The following is a 22824-nucleotide window of genomic DNA, read 5'->3' as shown; positions in this document are numbered from 1 at the left end:
GATTAAACTCATTAAAACACCTAAATTCCTCGTGAACAATGAAAGTTTATGATTTTTGAATTTCAATGTATTATAGATGAAGTTTTGATTTATTTATTAGATTATTATTTTATTTTAAATTAAGATCTTCACTCCATAAAATTTATTTAATCGAATGTGCTGAAAATCATGTATTATCCATCTTATATCCTTTAAATTGTCAGGCAAACATTGAAAGTTGCGTTTGATTTTTTTTATTTCTGCATTTTATCTTCTAAAAACAAATTAGGATGGATCAAGAGTTCCAAGCAAGGAATCTATGAACTGTTGTGCTGTACGTCCTGACATTCCACCATGATGCATTTCCCATTTACTTGCTGCAGATGTTAGTTCTTCATCTGTCAGTTTGATTTCAGGGTATCTCCTTGCAAGGGTTGTGACTATGTTGAAATATTCTTTCCTCTGGGGAGTGTAGTAACCAATTGTCACTCCGAACCGCGCCGACAGGGAGAGTTTTTCATTCACAGTCTCCGAACGGTGCAGTTCATCCTCAGACATGTCCGAACGATCACTCCATGTTTCCCGGATCAAATGGCGCCTGTTGGATGTTGCGTAGATGAGTACGTTTTCAGGTTTTGTTTCTAAACCGCCTTCCATAACCACCTTCAAATATTTGTACTCAATTTCAAACTCTTCAAAGGACAGATCGTCCATATAAATTATAAAACGATAGTTTCTGTTTTTTATGGCTGCAATGACCTTCGGTAATTCCTTGAATTCGTGTTTGTGGACCTCTATCATACGGAGCCCGCGGCTGTAATACTTATTTAAGATTGCCTTAATGCTTGCGGATTTTCCAGTGCCTGCATCACCATAGAGTAGAACGTTGTTTGCTTTGCGCCCTTCAACAAAGGCTTCTGTATTCTGCACCAGTTCACTCTTTTGGGATTCGTAGCCAACCAGATCATCCAGCATCACATCACTGGTCGTTGTGATGGGGCAAAGGATTCTGGACGTATCATCATTTGAAATACGGAAGGCTTTATTTAGTCCAAATTCTCCGACACCATATGTTTTGTAGAAATCTGTAACGATTTTGTATACTTCTTCGCCATCTTTGGCCTGTTCAATGGTATGACTGAGTTTTTGAACTTTTTCACTTACGCTCTTGTTGAAGATCTGTTCACTTTTCACCACAGCGTTGTAGTTCATGATGATCGTAAAGCAATCAATGTCCAGTTCCTTTTCTATTTTAGAAAAGTCGTAGTCAAACAATTGCTTGAAGATGTCAAAATCGTTCCGGGCAAATTTATTTACGGTACCTTCGTTGGTTCCAACCTTTTCCGAAACAAGCGTGAAGGGGTTTTCAGTCATGGATAAAAGAAAAGCCAGGTAATTGTGCCACAGATTTTTATCAAAGCCATAAAGCGTTGAAATATCAAGCATACGATTGATTTCGATGTAAATATCTGAAATCAGATCTTCTCTCACATAGTCTTCTGCCTCAAATCGTTGGCAGATATTGGATAACCTAAACAAGATGCTATCTTTGTTGATATTTTTGTAAATCACCAATTTGGATGTCAAGTGATGCATTGATTGTCTCCTAATTTGTATAAACTTTTTACTTAAGTCAATGATTATGGTTTTTGGTTCGTTAATAAAACTTAAATTTTAAATTTTTACATATTTTGCTTTAAACGTTTATCTATTCCACAAACGCCACCAATAATTGTAACTCTTAGATAGGTATAGGTGCAATAAATATTATTTTTTTCCTAATAAGAATCCAATGAAACTTAGTACAGTGAAACCAGTTATAACAAAGATTATACTACTTAAAGGGGTAAAATAGGTTATGTTTCCTGATTGTAATAATGTTTGTATGGCTGCTTTCTCTCCAGATGTGCCATTTAGTTGAGAAAGGATATATAAAGATGAAACAATAGTATCAACTGCAAGGTAAATTACAGCTAAAATAAGTCCATATTCTAAAGATGTAAGTTTTTCCGCTATTTTATAACCTAAATAAAAGGGGAGTATAAATGGTAAATAAGGCAAAAAAATCAAAGTAATCAGAAGGATAACAGAAGTTATACCAACCACATCCCCATCACGTAACAAATAGATGATAACTAATTTATATATAATCAATAAGATTACCATCACTATTGAAGCATATATCAAATCTCGTTTGTAGTCATTAAGATTATTTTCCATTTCTATTCACCGGTTAACTACACTTTTAATTCTTAATTATAGTTTTAGTAGCCTTTGAACTGAATCTTTACCCAGGCATATACTGAGGATTATTTTTATCAACAAGGATATTATTGTTTAATTTATTTCTTACCTTATATGCGGGTCTACGTTAAATAAAAAAAGAAAAAGAATTTATTCCTTTATCTTTTAAATCTTTATTTCACAATTAAACTTCCGCAGTACTATAAACTATTCACAACACTCCCGATTGTAATAATTGATAAATTAGGTCATACTTGTATTATTAATGGAATGATAATGGAAATTGGATTATGATCTAAGTTCCACCAACCTTGACGGGACATACTTTTTTTGTTCATCTGAGTTGCAGTAGTTTGGCAATTTCAACGTAAGTAGCCAGTGAAGGTAAACTTAACACACTAAAATAGTTTTTAATAATTTATAAAACTTGTTTAGCAAAATAAAATATATTAGATCTACAGAAATAGGTAATAAAAGTAGATCAATACCCAAGGTTTGGTAATTTGATAATCTCACTAATATATACTAAATGGTGAATAACAATGTTAAAATCAGTTGGCACACTTTTACATGGTGATCCTGTTGATGCATCAGAGGTAAAACGACTGCGGGATCTCGTATTGTTTGAAAAACCGGATTTACAAAAAAAATTGGTAAAATTTTTCTGTCTTTTGATCCTCTCTTCAGGCATTGCTACCTATGGACTACTTGGAAATTCTGTGGCTGCGGTTATTGGGGCCATGATTATCGCACCACTCATGATGCCCATTATGGGCCTTGCTTTTGGTATCAGCATTGGTGATCGTTATGCTATCAAAAATTCGCTACTTATCAGCCTTGGAGGAATTCTTGCTGCACTTGCAGTTGGTTTCTTTTTAACAATCCCAATGTCTAACCTTGTTTACCCTCAAACCATCGATCAAATTATGATCCGTACTTCACCAAAACTTTTGGATCTTTTAGCAGCAGTGGTCACAGGGCTTGCTGGAGCTTTTGCCATGTCACGAAAGGATGTCTCAGATACCTTACCTGGGGTGGCCATTGCAATTTCTTTAGTTCCCCCACTATCTAATACCGGTATCCTATTGGCAACTTCCAATTTTTCCCTGGCCATGGGAAGTCTTCTATTATTTTTAACCAATTATTTTGCCATCTTACTCACAGGAGCTGTTCTTTTTGGAGTTATGGGCTTTTCTAAAGTGTCCTTTAATAATCAATCATTTAGTGCAAGGCGTAAAGGTATTTTTATTGCTTTGATCTTGATTTTTTTGATAACAGTGCCTCTGGCTTATACCAGTTATCAAACTTTAATGGATAACAGTTTAAAAGAAAACGTTTACGAAGAATCAAGTAACTGGTTGAACGACACAGGATATGCTGTTACCGCAGTCAATACAGATATTTTCAATGATACTGTGGTCGTTGCGGTTGTAGGAGATGGTACTTTGCCACCTATTGAAGAACTAGATCAGTCCCTAAAGGGGAAACTTCATGGAAAAACACTCAGGGTTGAGGTAATTAATTCAAAAGCATACAATTTGAATAATTGATAGATCTGAATCATAAGGAATTCTAAATCCACACCCTTTCATCAATGATTTAAAATAAATCTTTAATATTGTATATAAATTTATTTAAATTTTTTGTTTTTCATTTTATAACAAATTATATTATTCTAAAGATATTACTATTTATAAATACATTACTCTGATTATAAGAGGATTAAGAACTCCAGATATATTGTAAGGAGTAAAATATGGTCTTCTATTTTTTGAGGATAACCTGTTACTAAACTTGTTACTAGGAGAGTTATAAAATGAGAAAATATTATCTTGATAATCTACGCTGGCTTATAATTTTGATCCTGTTTCCATATCATACGTTACTTATCTACAGTGGCATTGGATCATACTACTTCCACGTTGCCAACTCAAGTATTGCCAATGCTTTCATCTTAACCTTCGCACCATGGTTCATGCAACTACTCTTTGCCATTGCAGGTATCACCACCTATTATTCCCTGAAAAGGAGGGATGCAAAGCAGTACTTGGAAGAAAGAGTATCCAAACTTCTCCTCCCCTCAGTGGCAGGCGTTATCCTAGTAATACCCGTGAGTGTATATTTCGGATACCTTTACAATGGATACACTGGAAACTTCCTCAGCTTCATGTTGTATCATTTCAGCAACGCCTTACAAAACATTGGGAATGGATTACTCATAGGCCCCTTATGGTTCCTTTTATACTTATTCATCATCTCCCTGGTGGCACTCCCCATCATAATGAAATACAGAAATGGAACATGGAAAATCCCCATAGAAAAAGTAACCCTACCCAAATTATTGTTACTCATCATCCCCCTGGCCCTTGGAAGTTTCTTCATCAACTTGTATCCTGAAAAAAGCATAGTACAATTCTTCTTACTCTTCATCTTCGGATACTTTTTACTATCTGATGATGGTATCCAACAAAAACTGGAGGATAAGAGATGGCCACTATTCATCAGTTTCCTGGTTTTAACCATCATATACCTTGTGATGACTGTGCCTAGCATCGGCCCAGCAGGAACTACTGCCACTGCTTCAACCTTCACAGTAGCATCCTTCTTATCCATGTTTTTGGTGAAACTATTTGTAAATGCCATCCTGTGGCTGGGAGTTCTGGGTGTGATGGGAATGGGTAAACATTACCTGGAATTCAAAAACCGCACAACTTTATATCTATCTGCGGCATCCTTCCCCATCTACATTTTCCACATAATATGGGTCAACCTCTTTGCCTACTATATCATTGGATGGATACCCAACATGATGGCCCTCCAAGTAATCCTTACAATGGCATTGAGTTTCATATTCACCATAGCCACCATTGAAGTAGTCAGAAGGATAAAGGGGGTCAGATTCCTCTTTGGAATCAAAGGCTAAAAAGACTCTTCCTTATTAAGCTCCAGGGAACAAATATTTCCTCACTTCTTTTTTTATCAGAATCTGATAACACCTTGAAAAATCCGTAGTATTACTAATATTTGTAAGGTTTGCGAAAAATATTCTATTCCAATATAAAATAGTACTAAAATTAGATTCTAAGGATTAATAATATGTATTTAAATTATATATAACTCAGTCACATGTCTGGAGTGAAAATAAGTTAAGATACTCCTTTTTAACCCAAATTTATATGAAAGTTTACTTCGTTAAACAATGCTATAACGAAGTGTGAAACATTTTGTTATCCCAAAGGTTACCAAATCGATGCACAGCGAAGTATCAACATTTAGTTATCCCGCGGGTTACCAAACAACCCTATAACAAAGAAAAAAAATTTATTCACTTAAAGTTAACAAAGTTGGGTTCAACAAAGTCAAAGCGTAAGATCCATTATGTGCAGCACTGAAGAAAATGGCCAAAATGGAAATCATGAGAAATCACTGTTTTTACATGTTACGATATACATGGGGTGGTGTATCTTCAGACAAAAAAGAAAAAATGGATCATGGGGTGGAAGCAGCATGAAAAATCCCAAAATTCAGGTTCATACTTCAAGATGAATAGATTTCCTAAGTTAAAAAAAAATATATTTTTCAGTTTGAGTTGCTCCAAGATCATAATGATATGCCAACGTGATGCAGGATCATCTGCAGTCCATCAATTCCGATTATCCCCATGAATACGAAGTACGAAAAGGTAACTGCAACCAGAAGGTAACCTACAATCAGGAGGCATCCGTCCCCTTCAAGGGAGCCCAGCATTAGAAAGAGAATTCCATATGCTGGTAGAAAATCAGTGAGTGGGATGGGAAGTGGAAGCATCAGGAGAAAGGCACAGATGATGGTGATTACAGTATTCACATACCTCATAACTGGATTGCGGGTTACAATGGACAGTCTTGGTTTTGAAAACCTTTCAACACCCCTCAGGACACGTGCCAGACCATTCATGATCTTTGAAAAGTTTTCCCTGGACACCCGGTACTCCATAACCCTTTTTGGAATAATAGGCTTATTTTTCAAAATTCCTGCAACGTTCAGGAGGATTATTGCAAGTCCAAAGGGCAGACTGCTTCCTGGGATCGAGACAGGTAATAAGAATGGCGCAACCAGTATCAAAGAGGTGATCAGGACCCCATATTCACCTATGAGCCCTAAAAAATCTTCAAAGGATATTCCCTCCTCTGGAATATCAGAGGATATACCTCCAATAAAATCAGATATCTTAAGTTTTTTGGATGTTTTTATCAAAATTTAGACCTCTAATCTCAATCAACAGGTTATAACTTATAAAATCAAAACTTCTTTCAAATTTATAAGGTTTACACTCTTCATCTGTTAAAGTTGAATATAAAACTTGTGAAAAAAAGTATTGGATTACCGATAATATTATTAGCTGATGCTGGGAATATATTAACAATCAAAATTACAGAATATCTAAGATATTATGATTGCATTGAAGGAGTAATGACGTTGCTTTACAGAGAATTTGGAAAAACAGGCAAAAAAGTTTCAATACTTGGATTTGGATGTATGAGGCTTCCAACAATTGGTGGAAGACCAGAAAACATAGACAAACCCCTTGCAGGGAAGATGATGACCTATGCAATTGAGAATGGTGTGAACTACGTGGACACTGCCTATCCATACCATGCAGCCTCACCCAAGGTTGGAGGTGCAAGTGAAACCTTCCTAGGAGAATTCCTGAGTGAAGGTTTGAGGGATGAGGTGAAACTTGCAACCAAACTTCCAATATGGCTTGTAGAGGAAAAGGGGGATATGGACAGGATTCTTGATGAGCAGCTCAAGAGGCTCCAGACAGACAGAATAGATTTCTATTTATTACATGGTCTTCACAGGCGTTTCTGGCCCATGCTCCAGGAATATGATATTTTTGAGTTTCTTGACAGGGCAGTTGAAGACGGCAGAATAGGGTATGCAGGTTTTTCATTCCATGATGAACTGGACTTCTTCATCGAGGCTGTGGACTCCTACAAGTGGAGCTTCTGCCAGATCCAGTACAACTACATGGATCAGGACTTTCAGGCAGGAAGAAAAGGCCTTGAATATGCAGCAAAGAGAGGACTTGGAACTGCAATTATGGAACCACTCCGTGGAGGATGCTTAACCCGAAACATTCCAGAGGACATCCAGGCGTTGTGGGATAGGGCGAAGACCAGAAAAAGTCTGGCTGAATGGGCCCTCAGATTCCTCTGGGACCATGAAGATGTGAACCTCGTTTTAAGCGGTATGAACAGCATGGATGACGTTGTTGAGAACGTTGAAATTGCAGAACGTGGAATTCCAGGATCCCTGACCGAAGATGAGAGAAATCTCATAGATGATGTCAGGGAAGCCTACAGATCAAGGGTCCATGTTGGATGCACAGGTTGCAACTACTGCATGCCATGCCCAGAGGGTGTTAACATTCCTCTGAACCTGAGCCTTCTGGACGATGTTTACATCTACGAGAACCTTGATAAACCATCTGGAAACTACTTCCACCTTATGGGCCGTAAGATGAGTGCAGGTTACTGTACAGAGTGCGGTGAGTGCGAGAAAAACTGCACACAGAACCTCCCAATAAGGAAGTACCTCAAGGAAACACGTGAGACATTTGAAAAGAAGTAGATTCTTTCTTAAGGTGAATTTCTCAAAGTGAAACTAGGTTAAAGTTTCAGGATAAAAAAATTGAATGGTTTGAATCATTTAAATTAAAATAAATACAATTAAACAAGCATTAAAATGAGTAATTAAATGTAAGATGGTTTATAGGATGAATAATTAAGGGAAATATCCAGATTTCCCTTTAACTCATTTACCATCCTCTTTTTTGTAGTTTTTGGTTTTCTGGTATTGTGCTGATTTCGAGTCCTGGCATTGCTTTTCCGAGGTTGGTTGAGACTTGTGCGATTAGGTCGGCGTCTTGGTAGTGTGCTGTGGCTTGTACTATTGCTTTTGCTACTGTTTCTGGGTTTTCGGATTTGAATATTCCGCTTCCTACGAATACTCCGTCTGATCCGAGTTGCATCATGAGTGCTGCGTCTGCTGGTGTGGCTATGCCTCCTGCTGCAAAGTTTACAACTGGTAGTCTGCCCTGTTTGGCTGTTTCTTTAACGAGTTCCAGTGGTGCTTCTTCACGTCTTGCCACTGCCCATAGTTCCTCTTCGTTTTTGTCCTGTAGTTCTCGGATGGTTCCCTGTATCACGCGCATGTGTCTAACAGCCTCTACAACGTTTCCTGTTCCTGCTTCGCCCTTGGTTCGGATCATGGCTGCTCCTTCATTGATTCTACGCAGTGCTTCACCTAGGTTTCTTGCACCACAAACAAATGGTATGGTGAACTGCGTCTTATCAATGTGATAACTCTCATCAGCAGGAGTAAGTACCTCACTCTCATCGATCATATCCACACCCAAAGACTGCAAGACCTGAGCCTCAACAAAATGACCAATACGAGCCTTAGCCATAACCGGAATGGACACTGCGTCGATTATCTCCTGAACCTTAGAAGGATCCGCCATACGAGCAACACCACCAGCAGCCCTGATATCCGCAGGCACACGCTCCAACGCCATAACAGACACAGCACCAGAATCCTCAGCAATACCAGCCTGCTCAGCATTCACAACATCCATAATAACCCCACCCTTAGTCATCTTAGCAAAACCCTTCTTAATAACCTCAGTACCATGCAACATAATAATTTCCTCCATTGATCTTAGATTTACTTGTTTAAATTTATTTTTTTATTAAAATTCATTGTTAAATGAAATTATTTTTTTTAATCAATTAAATAAGAATTTCCTAAATAATTTCTTAACATCTTAAATAGAATTTATTTTGATTTATAATTTTATTTGTTTTAATTCCCATTTAGTGAATATAAGATTTGTTCTTTTTATTTTAAGTTATTTTTAAATTTTATTTGAATTAATTTTTATTTGAGATGTAACTTATTTGAGATGTAAAAATTTTTTTAATTTAATCTTTTTAATTTATTTGAATAAATCATACGTTATGCATCACGATTCCCAGAAAAAGGCTTTTTACAGAAAAAAAAGAATGGTTATATCTATTAAAGAAAAAGGAGTGTGATGAAAAAGTATTGGATAATTTTTAGATAATCCTTATTTCATCCCCAGTTTCAACGTTACCACCCTTTATAACCCTGCAGAAGATGCCTTCCCTAGGCATTATACAGTCTCCTACCTGTCTACTGATTTCACAGGGACTGTGACATTCTTTACCTATCTGGGTCACTTCAAGGACTGCATCTTGACCTGCAGAGAGTCTTGTTCCAACAGGTAATGGTGTGAGATCTAAACCGCAGGTTGTGATGTTTTCTGCAAAATCTCCGGGTTTAACATCCAGTCCCAACTCCCTCATTTTGTCTATGCTCTCCATTGCAAGGAGGCTGACCTGTCTGTGGGTTTCTGGGCTGCTGTGGGCATCTCCTGAAAAGCCACTGTTTTCCACGAGAACTTCCCTCTGGACGTTTTTCTTCTTCATACCCTTATTAGTACTTGTACAGACTGCCAATATCCTTTGTGATGGCGTTTTGGTTGAATTCATGTTTAACACTTGATTTTTAATTTATTTGATTACAGTTACATGAGGATGTGGTTACCCATAAAGTGGTTCCAGTAAATTGAAATGGTTCATGTATTTAACTCCCATCCAAATGATTTTGTTTATCCAATGCTTTCTTATCATTCAGTTCTTCATCAGGTTAAATCTGAATATTTATCAGCTCATCCCTTATTTTGAGCTTTTTATTCCTGCCTTTTCAGATCCAGATGAAGGATTGGAATTCAGTTTTTCAATGATTAATTCTGCAGCCTTTTCTCCAGATAGGAGCATTCCACCGAAGGTTGGTCCCATCCTTGGTTTTCCGTAGGTTGTTGCAACTGCCATTCCTGTGACGAACACTCCGGGGTAAACCTCACTTGTGTGTTCAACAACTGCATCCTCTGATTTTTCAACCCACATTGGTTCGAAACCCTCTGTTTCAACGAGTCCACGTTCTTCAAGTGATTTTACAACCACTGCATCATGGCCTGTTGCATCTATAACTATCTTGGATTCAATTGCAACCGGATCAACACAGGTTATTGCCCTTGGAAGTGCTGAGACAGGTGTCCAGTTTATAACCACACCTGCAACTTTATCTTCCCTTACAACAACATCATCAAACTTGGTCATGTTTATGACCTTGGCACCTGCATCCATTGCTGCTGCTATGAGCTTTGAACATGCATGTGGACCGTCAGCAACGTAAAGTCCCTTCTGAACCTTTTTGTATGGTGCTCCTACTTCATCGAGGATTCTCTGACCTGGTTCTCTCACTGTTAACTTGTTCATGAGGTATCCGCCGATCCAGAAGCCTCCTCCAAGGTAGTTGTTACTCTCTATGATGAGGGTTTTAACACCGTTTTCTGCAAGTCTCTTTGCGGCTATGAGTCCGCTTGGACCGGCCCCTATTATTATTACGTCGCTTTCTATGTAATCCAGGAATTCTTCTGCAAATCCAGATACAATTGCCTTTGTAACATCTTTTTCAGATACCTTTGAGAATATCTCCATTCTTTGATCCTCCTAAATAATATGTTTTTTTAAGTTTAATGATGTTGAAGGATGCTCCATGCTTTACATGGATTTCTAAATGGTGTTGCTGAATGTTGCGCCCTTTAATAAATGTGCCACTACTAAATGCATCACTGGATCTACCTTAAAACTCAATCCAGTTCTAAATCCAGTCTTTTAAGGGTGGAGAATACTGCTTCAAGTTCTGCGTCCATGCTGATTTCTTCTTGGGTTTCAAGTACCTTTTCAAGAACTGCATTCGTCTCAGGGTGTTTTGGAGCTGCTGAACATCCACCATCAGGAAGGATGGATATGTCAAATGTTCCTATCTTCTTGGCCATCTCGGATATTTCAAGCTTGTCCAAACCAATCAACGGACTTAATATTGGCATTGAAGTTGAATGTCTTGTTGCAAGTATGTTTGGAAGTGTCTGAGATGCCACCTGCCCCACACTGCTTCCATCGATGATTGCAAATGCTTTTTCACGTTGTGCAAGTTTTTCTGCGATCTGGTACATTCCACTCTTACAGAGGACACATGTCATCCTTGAAGGAGCTTCTTCCTCACATTTCTGGAGGAATCCTCCGTAATTCACCTGGTAAAGTCTTAAATCAGATCCTGCTGCATATTCTTTGAGTTTCTTGTAGATCTTGATGATCTTCTCATTTGATCCTGATGTGTAGGGACAGTTGTCGAAGTTCAGTATTGTAAGGTCACATCCTCTTTTCATCATGAGAAAGGACGCTACAGGAGAGTCAATGCCTCCAGATACAAGTGCAATCATCCTGCCCTGGGTACCAAGTGGTAATCCTCCGATTCCCTGAATCTTCTCGTGGAATATGTAAGTTCTACCCTCCCTAACTTCAACGTTAAGTCTAAAATCAGGATTTGACAGGTTTACAGGTGCACCTGTAAGTTCAACTACAACTGAACCGCAGAATCCTGCCATTTCTCTGCTTGAGAATTCATGGGTTCCAACCCTTCTGCATTTCACTGCAAAGGATTTTTCAGGTGAAAAAACACCATCTTCAATGAGTTTCTTCATGTAGGCTTCAACTGTTTCCTTTATGGCATCATGATCCGTCACTGTTTCAACTGTGGGGCTGAATGAAACCACTCCACATATCTTTTTAAGGGATTCAATAGCTTTCTCCTGATCTTCAGGAAATAGAAATATCCTGCCCTGATTTAAAACTATTTTACCATCAACAACACTTTTGATATTTGATATGAGTTTTTTTTCAAATCTTTTCCTTACTTTAGGACTTTTTACTCCTATTTCACCATATCTAACAATTATTGGCTTGTTTTTTTCCATTATAAAATTCCCCTTTATAGGTTCATAAGAATTATCTTTAATTCTGTTTAATTCTGCAGTAAAATCATTATTCAATTTATACCGTTATTAGTTGTTAATATTTTCTTTTAAGGAAAATCAAATCTCCTTTTCTTACAATAAATTTAAAGGTTTTATTAATACTTTTTAATATTGGATTTTCAATATTATTTGGTATTATAATCGTCCTCTGAAGAACTCTCCTTTAAATCGCAGAAACTGCAGTTCAATTCCATTTATTTTTCCTATTTCAAAGGGGAATGGCTTTGTAAGGAATAACATCCAACAAACATTAATTAACAATTGTTATATAACTATCGTTACATATAAATGTTTTGATGGGATGTTCCTTTTAAAGGAAGAAGAATTTTAATGGATTCTTCCCCTTTATCCACCATCCAATCCCCTTGAAAGATCTTCAATCAAATCATCTGCATCCTCAAGGCCTATGGAAAGTCTTATGAGGTCATCTGTAATGCCTGCCTCTCCCCTTGCCTCTTCGGACATGGATGCGTGGCTCATGGTCGCAGCATGTTCAACAAGAGAATCTGCACCTCCAAGCGACTCTGCAAGGGAAAACAGATCCAGATTTTTAAGGAAAGGCCTGACATCACCCTCAGATTTGAGTTTGAATGACACTATTCCTCCAAAACCCGTCATCTGACGTGCTGCAATGTGGTGACCTGGATGCTCAGGGAGTCCAGGGTAGTAAACCTGACTAACCCCCGGATGCTGGTTCAGGTACTCTGCAACCCTTTGTGCATTCAGTTCATGCTTATCCATTCGAAGTGGCAGTGTCTTCAAACCCCTGAGCACCAACCATGAATCGAATGGTGAAGCATTGGTCCCCAGTCCATTTAAGAGGAAATGAACCTCCTCTCCAAGTTCTTCCGTTGCAGTTACTATCGCTCCACCTATAACATCACAGTGGCCGTTGAGGTACTTGGTTGTTGAGTGAAGAACTATGTCAATACCGTGCTCAATGGGCCGTAGGAAGTAGGGTGTTGCAAAGGTGTTGTCTGCTACAGTGAGTATTCCTTGCTCCTTTGCCACCTTTGAAACCACTTCAAGGTCTATGATGTTTAAAAGCGGGTTTGAAGGTGTTTCCACCCATATCATCTTGGTGTTGGGTTTTAAGGCATTTCTAAGGCTTTCTTCATCAGTTATCCTCACGAATGAGAATTCAACACCAAAACGAGTCATGATCTCAGCAAACAACCTGTGACTGCCACCGTAGATGTTATCTGCACATATAACATGGTCTCCTGCACTTAAAAGGTGTATTGCAGTTGTTACAGCAGCCATTCCACTTCCAAATGCAAATCCTGCTGCACCGCCTTCAAGTTCTGCAAGGGCATTTTCAAGGGCTTTACGTGTTGGGTTGTTGGTTCTGGTATAATCGTACTCCCCAGGTTCGTCAAAATCATCGAAGATAAATGTTGAAGTCTGGTAAATTGGTGTTGAAATTGCACCCGTAATCTTACAGGGTTTTCTTCCAGCATGTATAGTTTTTGTATCAAATTTCATTTTTAACCTCCTAAACACTATAAAAACCGTAGTCTAGAGATCATAATGTTATAATTGAAATTTTAGATTTTATTTAAGAAGTTTAGTGTATTATATCCCTGAATTTCCAGGATCTTTAACTATAGTTATATAACAATCGTTATATTTTGTTGTATAAAAAAGTTGCGGTTCTAGATCATGATAAAATGGAGAAAATTGAATGTTGAAGGGTATCCCGTCACCTTTTGAACCCTTTCAAAATAAAAAAAAGTATTGAGGATACTTATTTCCTTGCCCTTGCAACTTTTCTTGCAATAACAAGTTCACCTATGGCTATGAGTCCCACAAAGAATTTTTCAAGACCGCCTGTTGCCCATATTGCCTCTCCAAAGGTTGAATTTTTGATACGTTCCTCATATTCCTTTGCTTTGATCCTTTCACCGGTCTCCCTTTTGGTTACAAATGCAGCAGCTTCCATGAGCTCGTCCCAGCTTACACCCTTCAGTTCACTTTCCATTGCTTCAAATACCTTTGAGACCTTGATCTCGTAGAGCTGGGAGAGGGTTCTAACTATGTTGAAGGACCTTACAATACCCACAACAACTCCATCTTCATTTAGAACAGGTATGCTAACAACTCTGTACTCTGCAGCCTTCAAAACTGCAAGTCTTGCAGGATCATTTTCTTTAACGCATATTGTCTCTTCTGGAGGGTACATAACCTCTTCAACGGTTTTTTTACCCTCTCTGAAAGCCCTCATAACATCGAGTGAGGTTATCCAGCCAACGAGTTTCATTTCCTTGTCAAGAACCGGGCTTGTGAACTTTCTGTACTTCTCCATTCTAATTGATACATCTGTAATGCTTTCTTCGGGTGAAACGTATACAAATTCCTTATCCATCAATTCTCTAACTTTCATCAGATAACCTCTCAAAATTTAATGCTCCAACAGGACATTTTCTAGAGCAAACTTCACATGATATACATTTATCTTTGGAGATAACCACTTCTTCATCCTCAAGTTTTATTGCATCCACAGGACAGTTTTCTTCACAAACACCGCATGCAACACAGATATCATCATCCACAAAGAGTTCTTCCTGCTTGATAACCGGACCTAACTTTCTCTGAAGGTCCACTGCATTTTCTGGACATACGTTTGCACATGCACCACATCCTACACATGCATCAAGGTCTATAATTGCGGTTTCACCTTCAGGTACTGTTATTGCATTGGTTGGACAGAATTTTTCACATGTACCACATGATGAACATTTCTCACTGTCCACTGAGATGTTCTCCATGCGGAGGGTTCTGTGGGGAACCTGAACATCCTGCAGGTTGTAGGTAACATCCTCTCCAACGGCAGATGTGCCCTCCAGTACATGTACAGCTTTAACAGGACATGTTTGAGCACAAATTTCACATTTAACACAATTTTCAAGTATCTTTGCGGGTCTGGTTGATTCTGCGTCCTGCACAGCATCAACTGGACATTCCTCAGCACAGAGGTTGCACCTTACACATTCTGGAGATATGGTTATGAATCTCTGTTTGAGGGAGCATTCCTCGATTTCAGGCTTGAATTCCTCAGCACCGTGCTCCATATCCCTCGATTTTGCAACAACCTCTCCCTCAAGAGCATTCTTCTTCTTTTTAAATGTTATATCCATAATCACACCTTTTAAATTTTAATCACAACTCCACAATCGAGAAATTCAATTATCCTATCATTAACGCACAAGATACTTTAATTAACTCCTGTTATTAGTTTATCATGGAATTTTATATGATATATCTCCTTAAATGATGATTCGTAATTTCTTTTATAAAAGTTTTTATAAATCTTCATGGAATTCATCAGGAATGAATGCGTTAATGATCCATTTCTTCAAGCTTTGATGTATCTGGCAGTCCATCTGTTGCACCTTTCTTCTGTACTGAGCAGGCTGCAGTGAAGTTACCAATTTTGGTTGCTTGTAGTAGGTTTTCCCCTCTAATGAATCCATAGATAAATCCTGCATTGAATGCATCACCAGCTCCTGTTGTATCAACACATTCAACATTTAAAGCATCAACGAAATGGGAGGACTGGCCGTCTGTAACGTATGCACCTCTGTCCCCACGTTTCACAACAACCATCTTTACTCCGTATTCAAGGAGTTTTTTACTTCCACATTCACATATATCCTGTGATTCACCTGCTCCATTTAGAAGAAGCTTTAATTCTGCTTCGTTTATGAGGAGTATGTCTGTTTTTTGGAGGAATGGTTCAAGGAATTCCAAACCCCTCTCTATGTATAGCATTCCCGGGTCGAAACTCACATGAACATCATCTGGAATCTCATTTAAGAGTTGTTTTTGGGCCTCCAGAGATTGATTGCATGTGTTTGCAACGAATGAGGTTAAGTGCAGAACACGTGCCCCCTGAATATAATCTTCAGGAACTTCATAGGGTTCAATAAGGTCGTTAACCCCCGGATCAACGTATAATGCCCTCTGACCTTCACTATCAACAAATCCTGATACTGAACCGCTTCTACCTTCAGGTGCCTGTACCACAGCCTCTGTGTTGACACCCTCATTTTGAAGGTTTCTAAGGAGTAAACATCCTTCACGGTCACCTGCAACCTTACCTATGAACCCTGTTTTCATGCCAAGTCTTGAAAGCCCGACTATGGTGTTGGCTGCTGAGCCTCCACAGGACTCTGTTAAACCTGTTATATATGATTCTTCATCCTTACAGGCTATTTTGTTAACTCTGTAGAGTTTGTCAAGGTTCAGGGCTCCAAATCCAACAACATCTAGATTCATTCAAACAGCTCTTTAAGTGGTATGTTGTAGTCTCCAAGTTTTCCCTGGTAGTTTCCTGCAGATACCTTTAAAACATCATCGAAGTCCAGTGTGGCTTCAATACCCACCTTCATGGCTTCTTGTACTGCTTCCATGTTCAGACCGTTTATCACGATCTCAGGAATGTAACCCACACCCTCAGGGACCATTGATTCTTCTTGAAGTGTTTTTTTAAGGGATGGGCAGTATGGATGGTTGGTTGTTGGTCCGATCCATGGATAGTTGGTTTCAGGTTTTGAAGCTGCAGAGCAGATATCAAAGGGTGTTATAACCCCTTCAACTTTTTCTATGGCTTTGAGTGCGGCTCTTCCAGCTTCAAGCACAGCTTCCTTGCTGCTGCACATGTACCAGAAGTTTGCACCCATGATTCCATTCATGTAACCCAGTTCCCTTTCTATCTTGAAATCTGGTATTGCTATTGGTACCACTATCATATCCCTTCCGTAGAGGTTTTCTTCCCATTCATAGCCGTCTCCACAGTGGCCTACCTGTTTCATGGTACCTATTTTACCTGCAGGATCCACTGATGCATCGAACAGGCTTGTGAATGGTTTTACAAGTATGTCCTGTCTTATCCTGTAGGACAGTTCCACCTCAAATTTTTGGATATCTGTGGTGTTGTACCAGAACTGTAGTATGACTCCATCTCTACCGTCTGGAGTTTTTGAACCATCTATAAATGATTCAACACCTCCTTCAACCCTTCCAATAACTGTTCCGGGTGTTGATGTGGCATCGTATGCTGCTCTTTTAATCGTTTCTTCATCATCTGCTGTTACAATAACCCTTGAGCATATGCCTTTGAATGCTTCGCAGTAGGTGTCTTCAAGTTTAGATTCTATATTAGATTCCATGCTCATATTTTACATCTTCCATCCTGTATTAAATTCTTTAATAATTCTTTAAAATAATAGAATTAATGGACAAAGTTATCCGAGCCCTCCAATGGCTTCGCCCCTCACTTCTCTACGGAATTTGGTGCTTTCTTCTATTAAACTGTCCATGTTGTCACAGTTTACAATTTCAACCTGGGGCAGTTTATAATTTAAAACCTTTTCTGCAAGTTTTGGATTGATAAAACCAGCTTCAAGTGCAGTTTCCGGATCCTTGTAGTATGAAACCACAAAGTCACGTACAGTGTCTGAACCGTACCTGTTGAATATATCTGCAAGCAAAGAGGTTATTGTAGTGTTATCAGATATGACTGCTATTTCTGCCTCGGGTATAAGATATTCGTTGCCGTTGAATGATACTGAGATTCCACCATTTTGGTTTGCAAATCTTACGGGTTGAACATCGGTTATACTATCTCCGATGTAGAAGAGATCCGAAGCCTTAAGGTTGAATCTCCTCATTATATCTTGAATTGCCTCTTTTTTACCTTCACCACCAACAGGATCAACAGATTCCATTATTCCACCAATTTCCATTGATGGAATTTCCTTCCAGAATATGTTATCAAGCACCTCAAACTCAGGGTTACGGATGATCCTCTCCCTGAATTCCATGAGCTTTTCAGCTTCATCTGGATCTAGGTTGAAGCTGTCGATGTTGAGTTTGGTGGAGTAAGTGTTTTCGTATGGAAAACCTGTTCTTTTGCAGAGGGCTTCTATGTACTGCTGGTAGCTGGTGCTGACTATGAATGAAGGCATTGTGGAGTTTATGAATTTGAGTGTTTCAACTGCTCCCTTGAGCAGCACAACATTTTCAACTGAAAAATCTGTTATGGTTTGATTATCCACTCCATATGCCTTTAAAAATGGTGTTATTAATTTTAATGTTCCACCTGCATTGTATCCTTCTCTCCTTACAACATCAACAAGAACATCATCATATCTACTGATTATCTCAAAAAATTTTTCTCCATCTTCTATGAAGTGACCCGAAAGTTCAAATGCATTGTCATTTGTGGATATTGGGCCTTCACAGTCGGAAACAAAGAATTTTTTCCCCAAAATTTATCCTCCCATCTCATAATAAGAAAGTATTCCACTTAAAAAAAATGGAATTCCATTTTATATGGTTCCATCTCTATGGATTATGGTAATATTTTCTAAATTTAATATGTTATAGTTTTCTGTGGCCTTAATGCCTTATAAAAAAAGTCATCTTGCCAGATTTAATTTAATGGCATTTACAGGACATATTGATTCACATTCACCACATAAAATACATTTATCCTCATCAACATTTACCTTATCATTTTCAAGGCTTAATGCATCCACAGGACACTTCCTGACGCAGACTCCACAAGCCTGGCATGAATTATCATCTGGAATGACCGAACCGTTACGCGGACCCATGATCCTGTTTCTAACCAGGAGTATTCTGTCATCATCCACCTGGAAGAGTTCTTCGGTTAGATCTATGGCATCGAATCTGCAGCTTTCAACACATTTTCCACAGAAAACACATTCTGGACCTACGTGTACAGGTGATGGCATTTCAAGTTCTATGCAGTCAACTGGACATTCCTCTATACATGCACCGCAGCCTATACAGTTCTCATCAACAATCCCTATTTCTCTTTTAGGTTTTGTAGCCCCTATGATATCTTTTATATCTGTTATTTCAAGGTCTGAATCTACAATTTCCGCTATCTGGGTTTTTATAAGTTCAGTTACATCTTCCTGAAACTCTTCTTCATCATGTTTGAAACTGACATCACGTGCCACCCTGTTTAAGATGCTGTTTATTCGAACTGAATCCTTTGAGAGTTTTCCTGTTTCTTTTTCAAGGAGTTCAGAGATTATCTCCATGGTTTTGATCTTGTTGAAGGTTTGATAGGCCCTTTTTCTTGAGGAATACCTTATGGCTGATGATGGGCAGACGTTCATACACTCCTCACATCTGGCACAGTATGAAGGGTTTATGTAGGGCAGTTTACTGACCTCTCCCACGTTTATGGCTCCCTTGGATGGGCAGACCCTTGTACAAGTCATGCAGCCTATACAGTTTTTCTGGTTCACCACTATTGCCTTCCCACCAACAACGGATCTTGGAAGTATTTCACCGTACTTGATTGCCTCTGTTGGACAGACACGTGAACAGTATCCGCAACGCACGCATTTATCCTCATCTATTACACTGTGGGCTTCCTCCCCTCCAGAGGATACGAGTTGGATTGCTCCTGTTTTGCATGCCTGGACACAGGCACCGCATCTCCTGCAGAGTTTGGGATTTATGTTGGGAACGTTCTCCCTTATGGGCTCAGATAGTGTTGTTTGCATCTTTATTGCATCGTATGGACATGATTCCCTGCATAGTACACATCCTACACACTTATCATCCAGTTCTATATGGTTGTCTGGTGGTATCTCATGGAGGGCATCCACTGGACATGATTGAAGGCATGGCCTATCTGTGCATTTCTCACATTTGGAGTTGTCCACTTCATACTCCACATCTATTTCCCTGAGGGGTTTGTAGGGCTTTTTATTATTTTTAGAAGTTTTAGCAGTTGACATGTTTATGAACTCCTTATTGGTAGTTGTGAAGCTTTCAAGGTTATGTGGATAACATCCTTCACCTCAAGCTCGGGTGTACTCTTATCCAGCAGGAACCTTGCAACGTAGTAACCTGCAACACCGAATGGACATGTTTGATGGCATATACTGCATCTTAAACATTTATCATGATTTCTTTGAACTCCTTTCTCCTCATCGTAGGTTATTGCACCTGATGGACATTCATTTACGCATAGCCTGCAGTTGGTACATTTCTCTTTGTCCCATGTTATGATTCTGAGTTTTAGCCTGTCGGTTATCTTCTCAATGAGGTCTACTATGAGTTCATCCTTTGGAAGTATCTCGCGGGCCTCTTCCATGAGTTTATCTATGGGCATGTCCATTTTGAAAACACTTTGGGGGTCATCGTAAAGGTTGAGTTCCTTGATTGTTTCCTGCTGGGCTTCTATGGTGGATTCGAGTGTGCTGACGATCAATCGTATGATGGCCTTCTGTTCCTCAACGTTGGAGATGTATATTCCCTTTATTGCACCCTTTACAGGGCATGTCTTTAGACAGTCCCCACACGCTATGCACTTGGTCTGGTCTATCAGTATCTTGTTGTCATCCTTGACAATGGCACCCTCAACCTTACAGGCATCCATACATTTTCTGCATCGGATGCAGAGGTAATCGTCGATCACAAACATCTTTTCAACTGGGAGGATGGTGAATTCTTCCCTTATGAGGTGATTCTCACCGCAGGTTATGGTTTTAGGATCGGTTGGACAGACTTCTGCACAGAAACCACATCTGATACAACCCCTGTTGTTTATAACAGGATATGTAGCACCTTCTTCATGAGTATTATCTTCATCTCTGATGAGTTTTATTGCCATGGGTGCAGGACACGCTGCTGTACATGCACCACAAGCTATACAATACTCTTTATGAACTTCAGGGAAATTTCGAAACCTTGACGGTGCTTCCATTATTTCAGGATCCGTTTTGGCTGCTGCAAAGTTTTCAGCCCAGGACTTTCTTGCAAATTCGTATAGATACCATATTACCGAGGACATGTTAAACCATCTTTTTTTTATTTTTATAGTTTAATAACCTTACTTTAAGGTGATTTTAGGTGATTAACCCTTTTGATTTGATGCTTAGTCTTTGATTTGATGTTTAGTGGAATTTCATTATTTATGTGAATGTTTGATTGAATTTTTGAATTTGTTTTTATTTGTTTTTATTTGAATTTATTTTGAAGTTTAAGAGTATTGGACCCTTAGATTAACCCTTAAATTTCATTTCACGTACTTGACGTTGTGAGCTCCATGGAACTCCTGATTTTTTCCAGATTCATCCAGGATAACAACCCTCTCTGCACATGCCACACATGGATCACAAGAAGTGTAAGTTGCAACTGCATCTGCAACCGTTGGAATGTTGGGTAACATGTACTTGGCACAGGAATCTATGTTCATTATGCTTGGTGTTCGTATGGAGATGTGTTTTATCAGGTTTCCATTGGTCTCCACCATATAGGAAACTTCTCCACGGGGTGCTTCATTTCTCCACTCTGTGTACCCTGCAGGTATATCTATCTTCTTACGTACATCACCCTGGGGCAGATCTTCTATAACCTTTTTTATGAGTGCAATTGACTCGGTTATCTCATCGAATCTGTTCATTGTACGTGCGAAGTTGTCTCCCTCCTTCCTCCAGACCGTGTGGAAGTCAAAGTAGTCTTGGTAGGTTGGATGGTCCTCCCTGCAGTCATGTTTCAGGCCTGAAGCCCTTCCTATGGGTCCAACTGCACGGCCCTTTATTGCCTCTTCATGGGTCATTATTCCAACACCCTTGGATCTTAAACCAAGCATTGGTCCGTGCTCGAACATCTCCACGTATCTATCGAAGTCCTTCTCAAGGTTCTCAACGATCTGGAGTATCGGGTCAAGGTGGGATTGTTTAACATCCATCCTGACTCCACCCACAACGTTCCAGCCCATGTTAACCCTGTTACCTGTCAGTAACTCTATTGCATCCATTATGGGCTCCCTAAGTGCCAGCATGTTCATGAAGAGTGTTTCATGTTCAAGGGCCTTGAAGAAGGTTGAATTAGCAATGAGATGGCTCTGTATCCTGTCAAGTTCATTTGTAAGGACTCTGAGGTACTGTGCACGTGGTGTTACCCTTTCACCTGCGATTTTTTCAAAACTCTCTGCAAAGGTCTGGGTGTGTATGTATGAGCATATCCCACACACCCTCTCTGAGAGGAATATTCCCTTCTGCCAGGTTTTTCCCTCCATTATTCTTTCTATTCCTCGGTGAACGTAACCATAATCTACCTCTGCACTTAAAACCTTTTCTCCTTTTGTTTTAAGTTTTAATCGTAGTGGTTCTTTAAAAGCTGGATGTATTGGTCCTAATGGAAGTATCATCTTTTCTCCCTCCCTCTGGCTGCTATTGCATCTGGTCCAACTGCAAGTATTGCTGCAAGAATTTCTGATGGTCGTGGTGGGCAGCCTGGAATCTCTGCATCCACGGGTATGAAGTCTGACACCGGTGCGTATATGCTGCAGCCTTCCTGATTAAAAACATCACCTGAAAGTGGGCAGTTTCCTATTGCAACAACTATCTTTGGTTCCGGTGCCTTGGCATATATTCTCTGAAGTTTATCCTTCCATTGCTCTGAAACAGCACCTGTAACCAGTATAACATCTGCCTCCCTTGGGTTCTGATGCACGTAGATACCGTACTGTTCAAGATCGTAGCGTGGTGACATGAGGGCAACAACCTCTATGTCACAGCCGTTGCATCCTCCGGTGTTTATGAGACAGACATGAATTGAACCGCTTCTTACAATGTCCTTAAGTGACTTTACCATTT

20 protein-coding genes are annotated in these 22824 nt (G+C 39.2%); 3 read left to right on the top strand and 17 right to left on the bottom strand.

Annotation, left to right across the window (positions count from 1 at the left end):
- Positions 1-264: 264 nt before the first annotated feature.
- Together MCBB_RS05050 and MCBB_RS05045 are read right to left on the bottom strand one after the other, a co-directional pair.
- The gene (locus MCBB_RS05050) at positions 265-1425 is read right to left on the bottom strand and encodes an ATP-binding protein (RefSeq protein WP_231916414.1); all 1161 of its coding nucleotides are present in this window, start codon (positions 1423-1425) and stop codon (positions 265-267) included.
- A 321-nt stretch (positions 1426-1746) separates the two neighbouring features.
- Entirely contained in the window at positions 1747-2199 is a 453-nt protein-coding gene (locus MCBB_RS05045) for a hypothetical protein (RefSeq protein ID WP_071906733.1), read from the bottom strand.
- A gap of 566 nt (positions 2200-2765) precedes the next feature.
- Between MCBB_RS05045 and MCBB_RS05040 the strand changes: the two genes are divergently transcribed.
- Both MCBB_RS05040 and MCBB_RS05035 read left to right on the top strand, forming a co-directional pair.
- Positions 2766-3773, top strand: coding sequence for a TIGR00341 family protein (locus MCBB_RS05040; RefSeq protein ID WP_071906732.1), 1008 nt, complete (start codon positions 2766-2768; stop codon positions 3771-3773).
- A 266-nt stretch (positions 3774-4039) separates the two neighbouring features.
- Complete coding sequence (locus tag MCBB_RS05035; protein ID WP_071906731.1) at positions 4040-5146, top strand: acyltransferase family protein; 1107 nt, start codon at positions 4040-4042, stop codon at positions 5144-5146.
- A 677-nt stretch (positions 5147-5823) separates the two neighbouring features.
- Here MCBB_RS05035 and MCBB_RS05030 read toward each other — a convergent pair.
- A complete protein-coding gene (locus MCBB_RS05030; RefSeq protein WP_231916413.1) occupies positions 5824-6459 on the bottom strand; it encodes an exopolysaccharide biosynthesis protein in 636 nt (211 codons plus the stop codon).
- Between the two features lie 216 nt (positions 6460-6675).
- Between MCBB_RS05030 and MCBB_RS05025 the strand changes: the two genes are divergently transcribed.
- A complete protein-coding gene (locus MCBB_RS05025) occupies positions 6676-7839 on the top strand; it encodes an aldo/keto reductase (RefSeq protein ID WP_331709801.1) in 1164 nt (387 codons plus the stop codon).
- Between the two features lie 187 nt (positions 7840-8026).
- Here MCBB_RS05025 and pdxS read toward each other — a convergent pair whose 3' ends face one another.
- The 14 genes from pdxS to MCBB_RS04955 form a co-directional block, all read right to left on the bottom strand.
- Positions 8027-8908, bottom strand: coding sequence for a pyridoxal 5'-phosphate synthase lyase subunit PdxS (gene pdxS / locus MCBB_RS05020; protein ID WP_071906729.1), 882 nt, complete (start codon positions 8906-8908; stop codon positions 8027-8029).
- Positions 8909-9326: 418 nt separating this feature from the next.
- Positions 9327-9782: an MOSC domain-containing protein gene (locus MCBB_RS05015; protein ID WP_071906728.1), complete on the bottom strand. Its 456-nt coding sequence runs from the start codon at positions 9780-9782 to the stop codon at positions 9327-9329.
- A gap of 186 nt (positions 9783-9968) precedes the next feature.
- The gene (locus MCBB_RS05010) at positions 9969-10793 is read right to left on the bottom strand and encodes a sulfide-dependent adenosine diphosphate thiazole synthase (RefSeq protein ID WP_071906727.1); all 825 of its coding nucleotides are present in this window, start codon (positions 10791-10793) and stop codon (positions 9969-9971) included.
- A gap of 152 nt (positions 10794-10945) precedes the next feature.
- The gene (gene thiI, locus MCBB_RS05005) at positions 10946-12112 is read right to left on the bottom strand and encodes a tRNA uracil 4-sulfurtransferase ThiI (RefSeq protein ID WP_071906726.1); all 1167 of its coding nucleotides are present in this window, start codon (positions 12110-12112) and stop codon (positions 10946-10948) included.
- A gap of 405 nt (positions 12113-12517) precedes the next feature.
- The gene (locus MCBB_RS05000; protein ID WP_071906725.1) at positions 12518-13657 is read right to left on the bottom strand and encodes a trans-sulfuration enzyme family protein; all 1140 of its coding nucleotides are present in this window, start codon (positions 13655-13657) and stop codon (positions 12518-12520) included.
- Positions 13658-13919: 262 nt separating this feature from the next.
- Positions 13920-14555 carry a CBS domain-containing protein gene (locus MCBB_RS04995; protein ID WP_071906724.1) on the bottom strand — a complete coding sequence of 212 codons (636 nt, stop codon included), beginning with the start codon at positions 14553-14555 and terminating at the stop codon, positions 13920-13922.
- On the bottom strand, positions 14545-15309 hold the full coding sequence (locus tag MCBB_RS04990) for a 4Fe-4S binding protein (protein WP_071906723.1): 765 nt from the start codon (positions 15307-15309) through the stop codon (positions 14545-14547). The genes MCBB_RS04995 and MCBB_RS04990 overlap by 11 nt, the downstream gene beginning before the upstream one ends.
- A 202-nt stretch (positions 15310-15511) precedes the next feature.
- Positions 15512-16450 (bottom strand): carbohydrate kinase family protein, encoded by a 939-nt coding sequence (locus tag MCBB_RS04985; RefSeq protein ID WP_071906722.1) that lies wholly within the window; start codon positions 16448-16450, stop codon positions 15512-15514.
- Positions 16447-17349 (bottom strand): formylmethanofuran--tetrahydromethanopterin N-formyltransferase, encoded by a 903-nt coding sequence (locus tag MCBB_RS04980; RefSeq protein WP_394327150.1) that lies wholly within the window; start codon positions 17347-17349, stop codon positions 16447-16449. The genes MCBB_RS04985 and MCBB_RS04980 overlap by 4 nt, the downstream gene beginning before the upstream one ends.
- A 69-nt stretch (positions 17350-17418) precedes the next feature.
- On the bottom strand, positions 17419-18444 hold the full coding sequence (locus MCBB_RS04975) for a hypothetical protein (protein ID WP_171899090.1): 1026 nt from the start codon (positions 18442-18444) through the stop codon (positions 17419-17421).
- Between the two features lie 150 nt (positions 18445-18594).
- The gene (locus MCBB_RS04970; RefSeq protein ID WP_071906720.1) at positions 18595-19956 is read right to left on the bottom strand and encodes a 4Fe-4S binding protein; all 1362 of its coding nucleotides are present in this window, start codon (positions 19954-19956) and stop codon (positions 18595-18597) included.
- Between the two features lie 2 nt (positions 19957-19958).
- Positions 19959-21014, bottom strand: coding sequence for a 4Fe-4S binding protein (locus tag MCBB_RS04965; protein ID WP_071906719.1), 1056 nt, complete (start codon positions 21012-21014; stop codon positions 19959-19961).
- A gap of 225 nt (positions 21015-21239) precedes the next feature.
- Positions 21240-22376 carry a hydrogenase large subunit gene (locus MCBB_RS04960; RefSeq protein WP_071906718.1) on the bottom strand — a complete coding sequence of 379 codons (1137 nt, stop codon included), beginning with the start codon at positions 22374-22376 and terminating at the stop codon, positions 21240-21242.
- A complete protein-coding gene (locus tag MCBB_RS04955) occupies positions 22373-22822 on the bottom strand; it encodes an NADH-quinone oxidoreductase subunit B family protein (protein WP_071906717.1) in 450 nt (149 codons plus the stop codon). The genes MCBB_RS04960 and MCBB_RS04955 overlap by 4 nt, the downstream gene beginning before the upstream one ends.
- Between the last annotated feature and the right edge of the window lie 2 nt (positions 22823-22824).

This window comes from Methanobacterium congolense, assembly GCF_900095295.1.
GTDB lineage: Archaea > Methanobacteriota > Methanobacteria > Methanobacteriales > Methanobacteriaceae > Methanobacterium_C > Methanobacterium_C congolense.
The sequence above is the reverse complement of the archived record's forward strand: the minus strand, read 5'-3'. Positions and strand labels throughout refer to the sequence as shown.

Bases quoted from the DNA above. Each gene is read 5' to 3' on its own strand.
- MCBB_RS05050 (WP_231916414.1), bottom strand. From the start codon at position 1,425: ATGCTTGATATTTCAACGCTTTATGGCTTTGATAAAAATCTGTGGCAC.
- MCBB_RS05045 (WP_071906733.1), bottom strand. From the start codon at position 2,199: ATGGAAAATAATCTTAATGACTACAAACGAGATTTGATATATGCTTCA.
- MCBB_RS05040 (WP_071906732.1), top strand. From the start codon at position 2,766: ATGTTAAAATCAGTTGGCACACTTTTACATGGTGATCCTGTTGATGCA.
- MCBB_RS05035 (WP_071906731.1), top strand. From the start codon at position 4,040: ATGAGAAAATATTATCTTGATAATCTACGCTGGCTTATAATTTTGATC.
- MCBB_RS05025 (WP_331709801.1), top strand. From the start codon at position 6,676: ATGACGTTGCTTTACAGAGAATTTGGAAAAACAGGCAAAAAAGTTTCA.
- pdxS (WP_071906729.1), bottom strand. From the start codon at position 8,908: ATGTTGCATGGTACTGAGGTTATTAAGAAGGGTTTTGCTAAGATGACT.
- MCBB_RS05015 (WP_071906728.1), bottom strand. From the start codon at position 9,782: ATGAATTCAACCAAAACGCCATCACAAAGGATATTGGCAGTCTGTACA.
- MCBB_RS05010 (WP_071906727.1), bottom strand. From the start codon at position 10,793: ATGGAGATATTCTCAAAGGTATCTGAAAAAGATGTTACAAAGGCAATT.
- thiI (WP_071906726.1), bottom strand. From the start codon at position 12,112: ATGGAAAAAAACAAGCCAATAATTGTTAGATATGGTGAAATAGGAGTA.
- MCBB_RS05000 (WP_071906725.1), bottom strand. From the start codon at position 13,657: ATGAAATTTGATACAAAAACTATACATGCTGGAAGAAAACCCTGTAAG.
- MCBB_RS04995 (WP_071906724.1), bottom strand. From the start codon at position 14,555: ATGAAAGTTAGAGAATTGATGGATAAGGAATTTGTATACGTTTCACCC.
- MCBB_RS04990 (WP_071906723.1), bottom strand. From the start codon at position 15,309: ATGGATATAACATTTAAAAAGAAGAAGAATGCTCTTGAGGGAGAGGTT.
- MCBB_RS04985 (WP_071906722.1), bottom strand. From the start codon at position 16,450: ATGAATCTAGATGTTGTTGGATTTGGAGCCCTGAACCTTGACAAACTC.
- MCBB_RS04980 (WP_394327150.1), bottom strand. From the start codon at position 17,349: ATGAGCATGGAATCTAATATAGAATCTAAACTTGAAGACACCTACTGC.
- MCBB_RS04970 (WP_071906720.1), bottom strand. From the start codon at position 19,956: ATGTCAACTGCTAAAACTTCTAAAAATAATAAAAAGCCCTACAAACCC.
- MCBB_RS04965 (WP_071906719.1), bottom strand. From the start codon at position 21,014: ATGTCCTCGGTAATATGGTATCTATACGAATTTGCAAGAAAGTCCTGG.
- MCBB_RS04960 (WP_071906718.1), bottom strand. From the start codon at position 22,376: ATGATACTTCCATTAGGACCAATACATCCAGCTTTTAAAGAACCACTA.
- MCBB_RS04955 (WP_071906717.1), bottom strand. From the start codon at position 22,822: ATGGTAAAGTCACTTAAGGACATTGTAAGAAGCGGTTCAATTCATGTC.